Origin of the sequence: Galactobacter sp., assembly GCF_022712295.1 — a bacterium.
In the GTDB taxonomy this organism is placed as follows: Bacteria; Actinomycetota; Actinomycetes; order Actinomycetales; family Micrococcaceae; genus Galactobacter.
This window is the reverse complement of sequence record NZ_JALAGT010000075.1, coordinates 1-13,751: the sequence shown is the minus strand read 5'-3', so window position 1 is coordinate 13,751 and position 13,751 is coordinate 1. Positions and strand designations below refer to the sequence as shown.

The following is a 13,751-nucleotide window of genomic DNA, read 5'->3' as shown; positions in this document are numbered from 1 at the left end:
TCGATTCTTGGCCCTGGGGGGGGGGGGGGGGGTGTGCGGGCTGGGTACCGGTGCCTGCACACGCCGTGGTGGTGTCTCAGGCGAACCAGCCGGAAACGGCCGGGGCCAGGTTCTGGTAGATGTGCTTGGCCTCCACGTACTCGCCCAGACCGGAGGGGCCGAGCTCGCGGCCGATACCGGACTGACCGAAGCCGCCCCACTCCGCCTGCGGCAGGTAGGGGTGGTAGTCGTTGATCCAGATGGTGCCGTGACGCAGCCGGCGGGCAATGCGCTGACCGCGGCCTGCGTCCTGGGTCCACACCGCACCGGCCAGACCGTAGATGGTGTCGTTCGCGATCGCGACGGCTTCCTCCTCCGTGGTGAAGGTCTCCACCGTGATGACCGGGCCGAAGCCCTCCTCGACGACCACGTTCATGCCACGGTGGACGTTGTCCAGCACGGTGGGCTCGTAGAAGAACCCGGACTCCAGCTCGCCCTGACCGAACCGGCCGCCACAGAGCAGGGTGGCGCCCTCATCGATACCGGACTGCACGTAGTTGGCGACCTTCTCCCGGTGGGCGGCGGAGATCAGCGGACCGGACTCTGCCGTGTCGTCGAAGGGGCCGCCGAGCGTGATGCCCTTGGCCCGACGAACCAACTCGTCCACGAACTTCTCCTTGATGGACTCCTCGACGATCAGGCGGGAGCCGGCCGAGCACACCAGGCCGGAGTCCAGGAAGGCACCGTTCAAGGCGTTGTCCACGGCCGCGTCGAAGTCGGCGTCGGCGAAGACCACGTTGGGGTTCTTACCGCCCAGCTCCAGCGCAACCTTCTTCACCGTGGCGGCAGCATTGGCCGCGAGCTTGCGTCCGGTGACGAGGCCACCGGTGAAGGAGACCATGTCCACATCCGGGTGGGTGGAGAGCGGGCCACCTGCGGTGTTGCCTGCTCCGAGCACCAGGTTCGCCACACCGGCGGGTAGGCCGAGCTTGTCCAGCACGTCCATGATCAGGATCGCGGTGTGCGGGGTCAGCTCCGCCGGCTTCAACACGAAGGAGTTACCCGCCGCGATGGCGGGAGCGATCTTCCACGAAGCCTGCAGCAGCGGGTAGTTCCACGGTGTGATCAGCGCGCACACGCCCACGGGCTCGTACTCGATACGGGAAAGGACGTTGGCGTCGCCTGCGTCCACGATGCGTCCGGCCTGGTTGCCCGCCAGCTTGCCGAAGTAGGTGAAGCAAGCGGCGATGTCATCCATGTCCAGCTGCGACTCGTAGAAGCGCTTACCGGTATCAAGGGACTCCGCACGAGCGAACTCGTCCTTGCGTTCCTTGAGCTGCTCGGCGACCTTCAGGAGGAAGTCACCACGCTGCGGCGCCGGGACGGAGGACCAAACGCCGGAATCAAACGCGGAACGCGCGGCTGCAATCGCAGCGTTGGTGTCCTCCTCACTCGCCTCGTCCACGGTCGCAACGAACTCGCCATTGGCCGGGCAGTGGATGTCTCGGGTACCACCGTTGACGGCGGACTCCCAACGACCATTGATGAACAGGGTCTCTGGCATGTCCTTTATGCTCCTTGCACTATGAACTGATGGGGGAGAAGTAGGTTCACTGGCCGTTTCACTTGGAGGCCTCGTGGTCCTCGGGGCTCTCGAAGTCCTCGTGCCAATCGGTGACGGGTGCGTCGTTCTCCGAGATGGTGGCCACCGGGTTGCCCTCGGTGATGCGCAGGAACTCCAGATGCGACTCCAGATGGCCCAACACGTCACTGATGAGCTGCTCCGAGGTGTACCCGTAGATGTCGTAGTCCTTGGACCCCGTTCCCGTGAACACCTCGAGCCGGTAGTAGCTCTCCGCGCTGTTGGGGTTCCGGTAGGCGAAGGATGGGACGACGTGCGCCACCGGATGCACCTGATAGCTGAAGTCCTCGTCGGATTCGTAGTGGACGCTCAGGACCAGGCAGTCCAGTTCGGTGCCTTCCTCCCGCTTACGCGTGAGGGAAGCATCGGTGCCGTTGTGGCGCAACTCGGCCACGACGTCGGCCAGGGCGGGCTCCGCCGTGGCCTCCAGGAAGCGGCGGGTCTGGGCAGCGGTGGGGAAGACCGTGGAGCGGCGTAGCCGTTGCCGCCAGTTGCCCCCTCCGGTGGGTCTGTTGGCCGCAGCTGAGCGGTATCCGTCGCCGTGCGCTGCCTCCGAACGCAGGGCTCGGTAGAAGGAGACCATCACCAGGTACATGACTACGGAGAACGGCAGCCCGATGATGAGGGTGGCCCCTTGGAGCGTTGAGACGCCTCCCACTAGCAGCATGGCCAGGGTCAGCAGGCCGGTGGTCACGGACCAGAAGATCCTCAGGCCCTTGGTCCCCTCCTGCTTGGAGTCAGTGATGCGGGAGGTGAAGTTGGCCAGAACCAGGGCGCCGGAGTCCGCGCTGGTGACGTAGAAGAGCAGGCCGGTCACGGTGGCCAGCCCGACGACGAAGGGCGCGGCCGGGTAGTCCTGGAGCAGGTCGTAGAAGCCGTGCTCAGGGACGTTCATGGCCTCCTGCCCGAACTTGTCGTCTCCACCCATGACCCGTTGCAGTGCCGCGTTGCCGAAGATGGAGATGAACAGGGCGATGAACAGGAACGGGATCACCAACACGCCAGTGATGAACTGACGCAGGGTACGGCCGCGGGAGATGCGGGCCAGGAACAGGCCGACGAAGGGCGCCCAGGCGATCCACCATGCCCAGAAGAACAGGGTCCAGCCGGCCATCCAGTCATCAGGCTGTTCCCATCCGAAGGTGTCCAGGACGGTGTGCGGGAAGCGCGAGACGAAGTCGCCCACATTCATGATCAGCAGGTCGAGCAGCTGGCGCGTCTTACCGGTGACGGTGACCCAGACCAGCAGCACGATGGCCAGGACCACGTTGAGCTCGGAGAGGCGGCGAATACCCTTCTCCACGCCGGACACGGTGGACATGGTGGCCATCAGAACTGAGAGGACGATGAGGCCGATCTGCGCGCCGACGCCTTCCTTGATCCCGAAGAGGATGTGCAGGCCGTAGTTGAGCTGCACCACGCCGATGCCCAGGCTGGTGGCGATGCCGAAGACGGTGCCGAGGACCGCCGCGATGTCCACGGTGTGCCCGAACCAGCCGTTCAACTTCTTGCCGAACAGCGGCGTGAGGATGGCACGGATGGACAGGGGCATGTTGCGGCGATACGCGAAGTACGCGAAGGCGCCACCCATGAGGGCGTACATGCCCCAGCCGATGGGACCGTAGTGGAAGAGCGTCCACACGATGGCCTGGCGGGCCGCCTCGATGTTCTCGGTGTCACCAGCGGGAGGTGCGTAGTACTGGGTCACCGGCTCAGCTACGGAGAAGAACATCAGGTCGATGCCGATGCCCGCAGCGAAGAGCATGGAGGTCCAGGTGAACAGGGAGAACTGCGGCTTCGAGTGATCGGGGCCCAACTTGGTGGCCCCGTGCCTGGAGGCTGCCAGGAAGATGACGAAGCCCAACATCAACCCAGCGGTGAGGATGTAGTACCAGCCAAGGTTGGAGCTGATCCACGAGGTGATGGAGGTGATCACGTTGCCTGCGTTGTCCGGCAGGATGATGGCCCACAGCGCTACGAGGACGATGAGAATGCCTGAGCCGATGAAGACCACCCAGTTGGGTTTTGGTGCCGGAGCGGCGGCGGGTGGCTGCAGTGGTGGGAGGGTGGTCGGGACGCCGTTGGTTCCCGGAGGATTCATATGGTCTGGGGACTGATTCGTCATCTTGAAAGAAAGCCGATTCGTGTCGAGGTCAGAAGTGCGATTCAGGTGCCACCGCCGTACGTCTTTGTGCGACCTCACAGCGGTAGCTTTCACTTTGACCATAGCAAGGGGCGGCGGGCGATGTAGAGCTTCGATGTTGCGTGAGTCACAGGGTATACGGTTCTGGTCAGCTTTTGGTTTCCGCCGAATGACAGCGCTTTCACGGCTTCTGCAGCAGATTCAAGTCAAATGCAAATCGTCGGTTTGGGCGGTGAGGCAATTCACGCCGACGGTGGGCTCCCGGACGCAGGAGAGCCTCGATTCCACACAGGGGAGTGTGGACTCGAGGCTCTCCAATGTTCTCTGGAACTGAAGATCTAGTCCCGAATCAGGTCTGCCGCCCGCTCGGCCACCATCATGATGGTCACCACCGGATTGGTGGCGGTGAGGGTCGGCATGGATGAGGCGTCCACGACCCGCAATCCGGAGACGCCGCGGACCCGCAACTGAGGGTCCAGCACGGCCATCGGATCATCGTCTGAACCCATCTTGCAGGTGCAGGAGACGTGATACACCGTCTGGTGGTTGGCCCGCTCCACCTCCGACAATTCCGCGTCGGTCACCACATCGGCACCGGGGAAGAGCTCGCGACCCACCCAGGAGGCCATCGGCTCCGCCTCGGCGATACGCCGTGCGGCACGCACGCCTGCCAAGAGTATGGACTCGTCGTGTCCTTCTGCGTCCGTGAAGTAGCGGTAGTCGATACACGGCGCCACGGCCGGATCCGGGGAGGTGATCCACACCCGGCCGCGAGAAGACGGTTTGGCGACGTTCGGGGCGATCGACACGATCTGCTCGGGGAACGAGTACCCGTGATTCTCCGGGTGGACGGCCCAAGCCTCCACAGGGAAATGCATCAGGACATCCGGCGCTCCCGGGGTATCTCCGAGCGTGAGCATGGCGCCGGCGTCCCATCCGGATGCGCGGGTGGACGGGACGGATCGGGTGGCCTCCCAGACCACCAGGCCCTCCGCGTGATCCTGAAGGTTCTCGCCCACTCCGGGTAGGTCCGCGACCACGTCCACCCCTGCGGCGCGGAGGACGGGCACGGGGCCCACGCCCGATCGCTGCAAGAGAGCCGGAGAATCGATGGCACCGGCGCAGACCAGGACCTCGCGCTCGGCGGAGAGTACGCGACCATCGGCCAGTCGGACGCCAACGGCTCGCGGGACCGAGTCCGGATCGCCGTCGGCCTCGTCGAAGACGATGCGTGTCACCACGACGTCGGTGATCACGGACAGATTGCTGCGTTGGGCCAGCGCCGGGTGCAGGTAGTGGATGGACGTGGACGAGCGCAGGTTGGATTCCGGCGTGTATCCCACGTCGAAGAAGCCCGCGCCGCGGGCGTCGGCGTTCAGCGAGCCGTCGTCCCAGCCGCTCGGTTTGAGCGGGAGGTCCAGGGCAGCGCAGGCCGCTTCCACGACGTCGGACACGTACTGGTTCCGGTCCGCGTCAGCGACCGGTTGGATGGGAGTGAGCAGCCGTTCGCGGTAGGGAAGGATCTCATCCGGTCCCCAACCCTCCGCGCCGCGGGCCACCCAGTCCTGCAGGTCGGCTGCCAGGGGAGTCCACGCGATCATGGTGTTGGTCGTGGAGCAGCCACCCAGGATCCGGGAACGTGTTTGCCGGATCTCGGAGTTCCCGCGGACCTGTGGCACCGAGCGGTAGTCCAGGTCGTACTCGGACTCCACCATCTCGTCCCACCGACGCAGGGTGCGGGCGCGGTCCTCGTGTTCATCGGACGGGCCGGCCTCGACCAGGATCACACTCGTGCCCGGGTCCTCGGAGAGTCTCGTGGCGAGCAGTGCACCGGCGGTCCCGCCGCCCACCACGACGTAGTCGGCGCCGCTCATGCAGTGGGGCCTTCCGTCGCGTCGGCCCCATGCCCGACGGTCGGTGACGGCTCGGCCACGACCGTCGCCACGGCGTCGGGCATGGTGGCGCCGACGGCGCCCACGGACGAGACGGTCGCGGTGGGAGGGCCGGGCTGCAGCGGGCCGGTGTTCAGTCCGGAATTCTTGCGCATCAGGAGGTAATAGAGCGGACAGACGATCACGAGGCCCACGATCCAGGAGATGTCCGTGTGATTCATGGCCTTGGCGAGGGGGCCCTCGAACATCGCAGTGACGATGAAGGGCAGCTGCACCAGGATGCCTACCACGTAGCAGATCACGGCCGGGTAGTTGACCTTGCCGTAGTGGCCGCCGTCCCGCATGAAGAGGGAACCGATGTGGTACTCGCCGTGGCGCAGCAGGTAGTAATCCACCAGGTTCACTGCGGTCCATGGGATGAGAGCGCACATCAGCAGGGTCATGAAGTTGGTGAAGTAGGTCAGGAAGTTGTCGGCACCGAGCAGGGCCATGCCGAGAGCCGCGAGGAAGAGGAGGGAAGCCACCACTGCGCGGCCACGGGCCTGCGGCAACCACTTCGGGAAGAACGTCTGGCCCACCGTGATGGTGGAGAGCGACCCGCAGTAGAGGTTCATGGCATTGGTGCAGCCGATCGCGATGCCGAAGACCGCGACGACCAGCCCGCCGATGCCGTGGGTGACGCCGCTGATCGCGGCGACGGTGTCATCGGTCGCCATGGCCGCGCCGGCCACGGCGCCCAGCAGCATGGGGAAGAGGGAACCGAGCACGGCGCCGGAGTAGGTGGCCCAGAAGGCGGGCTTCGTGCCGGTGCCCTTGGGCATGTAGCGCGTGTAATCGGAGACGTAGGGGGCGTAGGCGATCTGCCACACGGCGCCAAGCGTCACGGTGGACATGAAGCCTGCCATGGTCACGGTGCCGGAGGAGAAGGCCGTTTCCGGCACGCCGTTGACGCCGAAGGTCCAGACGAAGGCCAGCACCAAGACGGCGCCGGAGACGATGCTCAGGAGTCCGGCCAGCGCGTGGATGAGTTTGTAGCCCACGATCGCGGCGATCACCGAGATGAGACCGATCAGGATGATGGACGGTTTGACGTTCCAATGGAACAGGTAGGAGATGGCCTGCCCACCGAGCACCATGTTGGAGGCGAAGAATCCGAGGTACATCAGCACCACGATGATCACCACGAGCAGGGAACCGTAGGAGCCGAACTGGGCCTTGGTCTGCAGCATCTGCGGCACACCCATCTGGGGTCCCTGCGCGGCATGCAGGGCCATGACCACGCCACCCACCAGATGCCCTATGACCAGGGCGATCGCGGCGGCCCAGATGGGCAGGCCGAAGGCCACTGTGGATGCCACGCCGGAGGCGACGGTCAGCAACATGATGTTGGAGCCGAACCACACCGTGAACAGGTCGCGGGCCTTGCCGTGGCGTTCGTTCTCCGGAACGTGGTCGATGGTGCGCACCTCGACGGTGGGCGGGGTCGAGGGCCGGCGGTGCGGGTCGGTTGGTGGTGCTGCAGAACTCATGAGCACCAGCGTGAACGGGTGAGATCCGGACCACAAGCATGGAAGAATGGTTCCCTGCATCAAGAAAACAGATGCGGTCCGGTTTGTTTCACCTCCAGAACAGAGAGGTGACGAGCGGGCTGCGTCGGTGACCGTGAGAGTAGGGGTCGTGGCACGTAAACCCGAGATCACGTTGAGTCAATTGCGCTATTTCGTCGGCGCGGCGGAGCGGCTGAGCATGACCGAGACCGCACGGGACTTCTTCGTGGCGCAGTCAGCGGTGTCCTCCGCGATCGCCCAGCTCGAGTCGCAGGTCGGCGCGCAACTGTTCATCCGGCAGCGCTCCAAGGGGTTGGTGCTCACTTCTGCCGGGTTGCAGTTCTTGGGGGATGTCCGTTCCCTCCTCGGTGGGCTCGACGACGCCTTGGATGCCGCGCGTGGGGTGGACAATCAGGTTCGCGGCACCATCCGCATAGGCTGCTTCGTCACGATCTCCCCGTTCTTGGTGCCGCAGTTGATCACCCTGGCTCGTGAGCGGCACCCGCATCTGGAGATTCAGGTCGAGGAGTTCGACGCGGGTGAGGCGATCGAGGCCCTTCGCAGCGGTCGGGTCGAGTTCCATGTGGGTTACGACTTCGGTTTCGGGGCTGAGGTCGCGAGGGAGAACGTTGGGGATATCGCCCCTCATGTGGTGCTGCCTGCCGACCATCCGCTGGCCGAGCGCGATGCCGTGCACCTGAGGGAATTGCACAAGGAACGTTTCGTCCTGCTGGATCTGCCCTCCTCCCGGGAGTACTTCCTGGGGATGCTGGATGCGGCGGGGTTGGAGCCGGACGTGCGGCACAGGGCCAAGGACTACGAGACGGTTCGGGCGCTGGTGGCGAGGGGGCAGGGTTTCTCCGTGCTGAATCTGCATCCCGCGCATCCGTATACGTATGACGGATCCAGGGTCGCCACGGTGCCGCTGATGGGCGACGTGCCTGCCCTGCCTTTGGTCTTGGCCTCCCTGCGTTCGGTGCGGCGCAGCGCTCGCGCGCTGGCCGTCGCCGAGCTGATCCGGGAGATCGCTCCCCGCCTGCAGAAGGTGTGACACACGACTGCATCTGTTTTGGTGATGCGGTTGTGCGAATCAACCTATTTGAGTGTTGCACTGGTTATCGTCCATGCTCATGGCTGGAGACGGGCGCCACATGTTCACCCGCCTCCGTGGACACCCTCAGACCGGATGGGTCGAGGTCAGCAGCACCAGCTAAGGAGAGCAGATGTCGACGCAGGTCGAAGCCGTCGTGGTCGGAGGTGGGCAGTCCGGCGTCGCCATGAGTGAGCACCTGTCCAAGTCGGGCGTGAGCCACGTGGTGCTTGAGAAGGCCCGCATCGCTGAGGCCTGGCGCACCGCGCGCTGGGATTCCCTGTGCGCCAACGGTCCGGCCTGGCACGACCGCTTCCCCGGTGCCACGATCGACGACTACGAGCAGGATGACTTCGTCCCCAAGGACCGCGTGGCGCAGTACATGCAGGACTACGCGGAGATGATCGACGCCCCCATCAAGACCGGCGTCGAGGTCGAGTCCGTCACCAAGCTCTGGAACCGCCAGGGTTACGAGGTACGCACCAAGGGCGGAGAGACCTACGAGGCCCGCTTCGTCATCGCGGCCACCGGCCCGTTCCAGATTCCGGCCGTTCCGAACGTGGTCCCGGAGGATGCCGCCGTCACTCAGCTGCATTCCTCCGCCTACAAGAACCCCGAGCAACTGCCCGAGGGTGGCGTGCTCGTGGTCGGCGCCGGCTCATCCGGTGTTCAGATCGCGGAAGAGCTCAACTCCGCAGGACGCAAGGTCTACCTCTCCGTCGGCCAGCACGACCGTCCGCCGCGGCGTTACCGCGACCGCGACAACGTGTGGTGGCTCGGTGTCCTCGGCAAGTGGGAGATGGCCACGCCCGGCCCGGGCAAGGAGCACACCACCATCGCCGTCACGGGCTTCCGCAACGGCTATACCATCGACTTCCGTGAACTCGCCGACCGCGGCGTGACCCTCACCGGCCGTACGCAGGGCTTCGTGGACGGGACCATCACGTTCAACGACGACCTGGTCGCCAACGTCCGTGCAGGCGACGAGAACTACCTCTCCGTGCTGGACGAGGCGGATGCCTACATCGAGGCCAACGGCCTGGACCTGCCGGAGGAGCCGGAGGCCCGCACCTTCCTGCCGGATCCGGACTGCATGGTGAACCCGCTCTCCGAGCTGGATCTGGCCGCAGCCGGTATCACCACCATCATCTGGGCCACCGGTTTCCGCGTGGACTACTCCTGGCTCAACGTGCCCGGCGTCGTTGACCACCTGGGTCGCCCGCTGCATGCCCGCGGCGTGACCCCGGTGGCCGGTATCTATTACCTGGGCCTACCCTGGCTCTCCCGCCGTGGCTCCAGCTTCATCTGGGGCACCTGGCACGACGCGAAGTACATCGCGGACCAGATCGACATCCAGCGCAACTACTCCGAATACTCCGGCAATGCCGGCCGTCCCACCCCTCTGGAGGCCTCCAAGTGACCAAGCACCTGCGGATCCGTCCGTTCAACACCAAGGACACCTATCCGGAACAGAACTTGGACAACGATCTCTGCCAGGCCGTGGTGGCCGGTGGCGTCGTCTACATCCGCGGGCAGATCGGTCAGGACCTGGACACCCGTGAGAACGTGGGCGCAGGCGATATCGAGGTGGAGACCGACAAGGCCATGTCCAACATCAAGATGTTGGTCGAGGAAGCCGGCGGCACCATCGAGGACATCGTCAAGGTGACCATCTACCTGACGGACATCCGCTTCCGTGAGACCGTGTACCGCACCATGGGCAAGTGGCTCAAGGGCGTTCACCCGGTCTCCACCGGTCTCACCATCTCCACGCTGGCCCGTCCGGAGTGGCACGTCGAGATCGATGCCACCGCCGTGCTGACCGAGGCGGAGCGCAAGGCCGTAGAGGCGCGCATGGACGCCGAGGGGATCGAACGATGACCTTCTCCCTCGTGGCACGTGACCCCAAGACGGGCGCGTTCGGCATGGTGGTCTCCTCCTCGTCGCCCGCAGTGGCCTCTCGCTGCATGCACCTGCGTGCAGGAGTGGGCGCCGTGGCGAGTCAGAACGTGACCAACCCGGCGCTCGGCCCGGCCGTACTGGACGCCCTCCAGGGTGGCGAGGACGCCACCGAGGCGCTGTCCAAGGTCCTCTCCACGGAGGATCACGCGGCCTACCGGCAGGTCACCGTGGTGGACTCCCACGGCATCACCGCCCTGCACTCCGGTCCCAACGCCCTCGGTATCCACACCGACATCGAGGGGGACCAGGCGGTGGCCGCCGGCAACATGCTGGCCACCCCTGAGGTTCCCGCCAAGGTGCTCTACGGCTACCTCGAGTCCACGGCGGACACCTTCGAGGCCCGCCTGCTGGACGGCCTGAAGGCCGGTCTGGCCGAGGGCGGCGAGGCCGGTCCCGTGCGCAGTGCCGGCCTGGGCGTCGTGGACGACGTCCCGTGGCTGACCACGGATCTGCGCGTGGACGATCACGACGACCCCATTGCGGAACTCGAACGGCTGCTCGGCATCTGGATGCCGCAGAAGGCCGCCTACCGTACCCGCGGTATCGACCCCACCGACGCGCCCTCCTACGGCGTGCCCGGCGACGAATAAGAACCGACAACGAGTGAGTTGAACCGATGACGACGCCCGCACCCTCGCCGCACGCGCCACTGGACCCCGCAGATCTGCAGCGGATCCGCGCCACCGTGGAGTCCCAGGCGGACACGTTGTTCGCGCTGGCCAAGGACCTCTACGAGCACCCTGAAACCGCGTGGACCGAGGTCCGTTCCAGCGCGGCCGTGGCGGCTCCCCTGGCCGAGGCCGGTTTCCGGGTGGTCACGGGCGTCGCCGACCTGCCCACGGCGTTCACGGCCACAGCCGGACCGTCGGATGCCACCACCCGTGTCGGCATCGTCGCGGAGTACGACTCCCTCCCCGGCCTGGGACACGCCTGCGGGCACAACCTGATCTCCGCGGCGGCGGTGGGTGCGGCACTCGGCGCCGCACCGCTGCTGCAGGAGGCCGGGCTGCAGTTGAGCGTCATCGGTACCCCGGCAGAGGAGGGCGGCGGCGGAAAGATCCCGATGATCGAAGCGGGCGTCTTCGATGGCCTGGACGCCGCGATGATGATCCACCCGGGGCCCGACGACCGGGCCTGGGCGGCACCCTTCGCCGTGGCCCACTTCGACGTGACGTACAAGGGCAAGGCCACCCATGCGGCGGCCTACCCCTGGCTCGGCGTGAACGCGGCCGACGCCTTCACGGTGGCCCAGGTGGCCATCGGACTTCTGCGCCAGCAGTTGCCTGCCGGAACCCGGGTCCACGGCATCGTCACCAGTGCGGGCACCGCCCCCAACGCCATCCCGGACACCGCCACGGGTAAGTGGTACGTCCGTGCTGACTCCCTGGACGAGCTGGAGACCCTGTACCAGCGTGTCGTGGCCTGCTTCGAGGCCGGGGCCACCGCCACCGGCTGCGAACTCACCATCGAGGAGACCTCGGGGCGCTACGCGGACTTCATCACCGATGAGGAATTGCTGGCCACCTTCGTGGACGCCTCCGCGCAATTGGGCCGCGACCTCCACCCGGAGGACCGCTCCCGCACCGGCATGAATTCCGCCTCCACGGACATGGGCAACGTGTCCTACGTGGTGCCTGCCATTCACCCCTACCTCGGCATCGATTCGGCTCCGGCCGTGAACCACCAGGCCGAATTCGCCGACGCCACCATGACCGACGCCGCCAGGCGCGCGGTCCTGGACGGCGCCGTGGCGCTGGCCGCCACGGCGGTCTCCCTGGCGCGAGCCAGGAACTGAACCCCGCCCGTCGGGCATTACCCGCCGGGCATCAGAAGGCAACGACGCCGCCCCATCACAGAACTCAAGCAGGTATCTGCACCAACTTGGTAAGGAGGTCGAACTCATGAGCGAGAACTCGACCCTGATGGCCCAACAGGAAACCGGCCATCTGAAGAAGTCCCTGGGGCGCTTCGACATCATCTTCCTGGTGATGTCCGCGGTGCTCAGCATCGAAGTGATCGCGGAGACCGCAGGCTACGGCGGAGAGACGTTCACGTGGACGCTCATCCTCTCCGTGTTCTTCCTGGTCCCGTACGCCCTGATCTTCGCCGAGACCGGATCCACCTTCATCGGTGAGGGCGGTGCCTACCTCTGGGTCCGCCGTGCGTTCGGCCGGCCGGCAGGCGCGCTGGCCTCGATCCTGTCCTGGTTCACGCAGCCCGTGTGGGTGGGCGGTTCCATGGCGTTCCTGGCCGCCGAGACCGTGAACGCATTCCTGTTCCCGCTCCCGCACGGTTCCGTGGGGGACTGGGTCTTCAAGATCATCTTCATCTGGATCACCGTGCTCGCCGCGATCCTCTCCCTGGCCAAGGCCAAGTGGCTGCCGACCATGGGCGGCGTCCTGAAGGTCATCTTCTTGGGCTTCTTCATCCTCACCACTGTCATCTACGCCGTCAAGAACGGCGTTCAGCCGCTGACAGGCTCCGACTTCGCCCCCACGTGGGGCGGGCTGTTCGGTCTGGCGCCGCTGCTGCTCTTCTCCTACCTGGGCTTCGAGGCTTCCAACTCCGCCTCCGGTGAGATGAAGAACCCCAAGAAGGACATCCCGGCCTCCATCGCCCGGTCCGGGCTGGTCTCGGCACTGTGCTACCTGTTGCCCATCCTCGCGATGCTGCTGGTGCTGCCTGCCTCCACCATCAACGGCGTGGCCGGACTGATGGATGCCATACAGTCCGTGTTCTCCGTCTACGGTGCGGCTGCGGAGCCCATGACCTGGCTCGCCGCCCTGATGTTCGTGGTCATCCTGGCCTCCCAGGGTGCCTCCTGGATGATCATGTCCGACCGCATGCAGGCTCTGGCCGCAGCAGACGGTGCCTTCTTCGGCGGCTTCTTCGGCAAGTTCCAGAAGGGACTTGGAACCCCGGTGAACCTGAACCTGCTCTCCGGGACGGTTTCCACCGCCTTCCTGATCGCCGCCATGATCTTCACGGGCGGCTCCGAGAGTGCCTTTGGCGTGGTGCTGAACATCTCCATCTCCACCTTCTTGCTCTCCTACCTGCTGATCATCCCGGCGGCCGTCAAGCTGCGCTACAAGCACCCCGACGTAGAGCGGCCGTTCAAGGTTCCGGGGTCCAACGGCTTCTTTGCCTTCCTTGGCGTGCTGTGCTTCCTGTGGATCCTGCTCGGTTCATGGGTGGCGGTGTTCCCCGGGACGCTTGAGCCGCTCTTCGGGCTCGAGTACGACTTCGGTGATGTCTCGCAGCTTGCCACTCAGGGACTCACGCTGGGCACCCTCGCGGTCCTCGTGGTGTTGGCCCTGGTCGGTTACTGGCGCGGTAAGCGGGTCCGTGCGGTCTCCGTCGCCCCCGACACCGCGGCGATGACCTCCATCCCCGAGGACCTGCCCCCGGTCAACCACTGACCCTGCACCGGTCAACCGCTGACCCTGCCCCCGGTCAACCACTGACCCTGCCCCCGGTCAACCACTGGCCCACCGGC

10 protein-coding genes are annotated in these 13,751 nt (G+C 65.7%); 6 read left to right on the top strand and 4 right to left on the bottom strand.

All coding sequences use genetic code 11. The features are described 5' to 3' along the window. Nucleotides 1-76 precede the first annotated feature (76 nt). The 4 genes from Q0A15_RS05895 to Q0A15_RS05880 all read right to left on the bottom strand — a co-directional run bounded on the left by Q0A15_RS05895 (nucleotide 77) and on the right by Q0A15_RS05880 (nucleotide 7,185). Nucleotides 77-1,543, bottom strand: coding sequence for an aldehyde dehydrogenase family protein (locus Q0A15_RS05895; RefSeq protein WP_291278602.1), 1,467 nt, complete (start codon nucleotides 1,541-1,543; stop codon nucleotides 77-79). A gap of 58 nt (nucleotides 1,544-1,601) precedes the next feature. After that, nucleotides 1,602-3,746, bottom strand: a complete 2,145-nt coding sequence (betT, locus tag Q0A15_RS05890) for a choline BCCT transporter BetT (RefSeq protein ID WP_291278601.1) — start codon at nucleotides 3,744-3,746, stop codon at nucleotides 1,602-1,604. 356 nt (nucleotides 3,747-4,102) lie between these two features. Next, on the bottom strand, nucleotides 4,103-5,638 hold the full coding sequence (locus tag Q0A15_RS05885) for a GMC oxidoreductase (RefSeq protein ID WP_291278600.1): 1,536 nt from the start codon (nucleotides 5,636-5,638) through the stop codon (nucleotides 4,103-4,105). After that, nucleotides 5,635-7,185 carry a cytosine permease gene (locus tag Q0A15_RS05880; RefSeq protein WP_291278599.1) on the bottom strand — a complete coding sequence of 517 codons (1,551 nt, stop codon included), beginning with the start codon at nucleotides 7,183-7,185 and terminating at the stop codon, nucleotides 5,635-5,637. The genes Q0A15_RS05885 and Q0A15_RS05880 overlap by 4 nt, the downstream gene beginning before the upstream one ends. 148 nt (nucleotides 7,186-7,333) lie before the next feature. Here Q0A15_RS05880 and Q0A15_RS05875 point away from each other — a divergent pair, with 148 nt between their 5' ends. The 6 genes from Q0A15_RS05875 (at nucleotide 7,334) to Q0A15_RS05850 (ending at nucleotide 13,674) form a co-directional block, all read left to right on the top strand. Further along, entirely contained in the window at nucleotides 7,334-8,254 is a 921-nt protein-coding gene (locus Q0A15_RS05875; RefSeq protein ID WP_291278598.1) for a LysR substrate-binding domain-containing protein, read from the top strand. Between the two features lie 172 nt (nucleotides 8,255-8,426). Further along, the gene (locus Q0A15_RS05870; RefSeq protein ID WP_291278597.1) at nucleotides 8,427-9,713 is read left to right on the top strand and encodes an NAD(P)/FAD-dependent oxidoreductase; all 1,287 of its coding nucleotides are present in this window, start codon (nucleotides 8,427-8,429) and stop codon (nucleotides 9,711-9,713) included. Then, on the top strand, nucleotides 9,710-10,174 hold the full coding sequence (locus tag Q0A15_RS05865) for a RidA family protein (protein ID WP_291278596.1): 465 nt from the start codon (nucleotides 9,710-9,712) through the stop codon (nucleotides 10,172-10,174). Before Q0A15_RS05870 ends, Q0A15_RS05865 begins: the two co-directional genes overlap by 4 nt. Then, complete coding sequence (locus tag Q0A15_RS05860; protein WP_291278595.1) at nucleotides 10,171-10,845, top strand: DUF1028 domain-containing protein; 675 nt, start codon at nucleotides 10,171-10,173, stop codon at nucleotides 10,843-10,845. Before Q0A15_RS05865 ends, Q0A15_RS05860 begins: the two co-directional genes overlap by 4 nt. Before the next feature lie 26 nt (nucleotides 10,846-10,871). After that, entirely contained in the window at nucleotides 10,872-12,050 is a 1,179-nt protein-coding gene (locus tag Q0A15_RS05855; protein ID WP_291278594.1) for a M20 family metallopeptidase, read from the top strand. A 106-nt stretch (nucleotides 12,051-12,156) separates the two neighbouring features. Further along, nucleotides 12,157-13,674, top strand: coding sequence for an APC family permease (locus Q0A15_RS05850; protein WP_291278593.1), 1,518 nt, complete (start codon nucleotides 12,157-12,159; stop codon nucleotides 13,672-13,674). The last annotated feature ends 77 nt before the right edge of the window (nucleotides 13,675-13,751 follow it).

Excerpts from the sequence above, each read along its gene's own strand:
- Q0A15_RS05895 (WP_291278602.1), bottom strand. The coding sequence starts at position 1,543 with ATGCCAGAGACCCTGTTCATCAATGGTCGTTGGGAGTCCGCCGTCAAC.
- betT (WP_291278601.1), bottom strand. The coding sequence starts at position 3,746 with ATGACGAATCAGTCCCCAGACCATATGAATCCTCCGGGAACCAACGGC.
- Q0A15_RS05885 (WP_291278600.1), bottom strand. The coding sequence starts at position 5,638 with ATGAGCGGCGCCGACTACGTCGTGGTGGGCGGCGGGACCGCCGGTGCA.
- Q0A15_RS05880 (WP_291278599.1), bottom strand. The coding sequence starts at position 7,185 with ATGAGTTCTGCAGCACCACCAACCGACCCGCACCGCCGGCCCTCGACC.
- Q0A15_RS05870 (WP_291278597.1), top strand. The coding sequence starts at position 8,427 with ATGTCGACGCAGGTCGAAGCCGTCGTGGTCGGAGGTGGGCAGTCCGGC.
- Q0A15_RS05860 (WP_291278595.1), top strand. The coding sequence starts at position 10,171 with ATGACCTTCTCCCTCGTGGCACGTGACCCCAAGACGGGCGCGTTCGGC.
- Q0A15_RS05855 (WP_291278594.1), top strand. The coding sequence starts at position 10,872 with ATGACGACGCCCGCACCCTCGCCGCACGCGCCACTGGACCCCGCAGAT.
- Q0A15_RS05850 (WP_291278593.1), top strand. The coding sequence starts at position 12,157 with ATGAGCGAGAACTCGACCCTGATGGCCCAACAGGAAACCGGCCATCTG.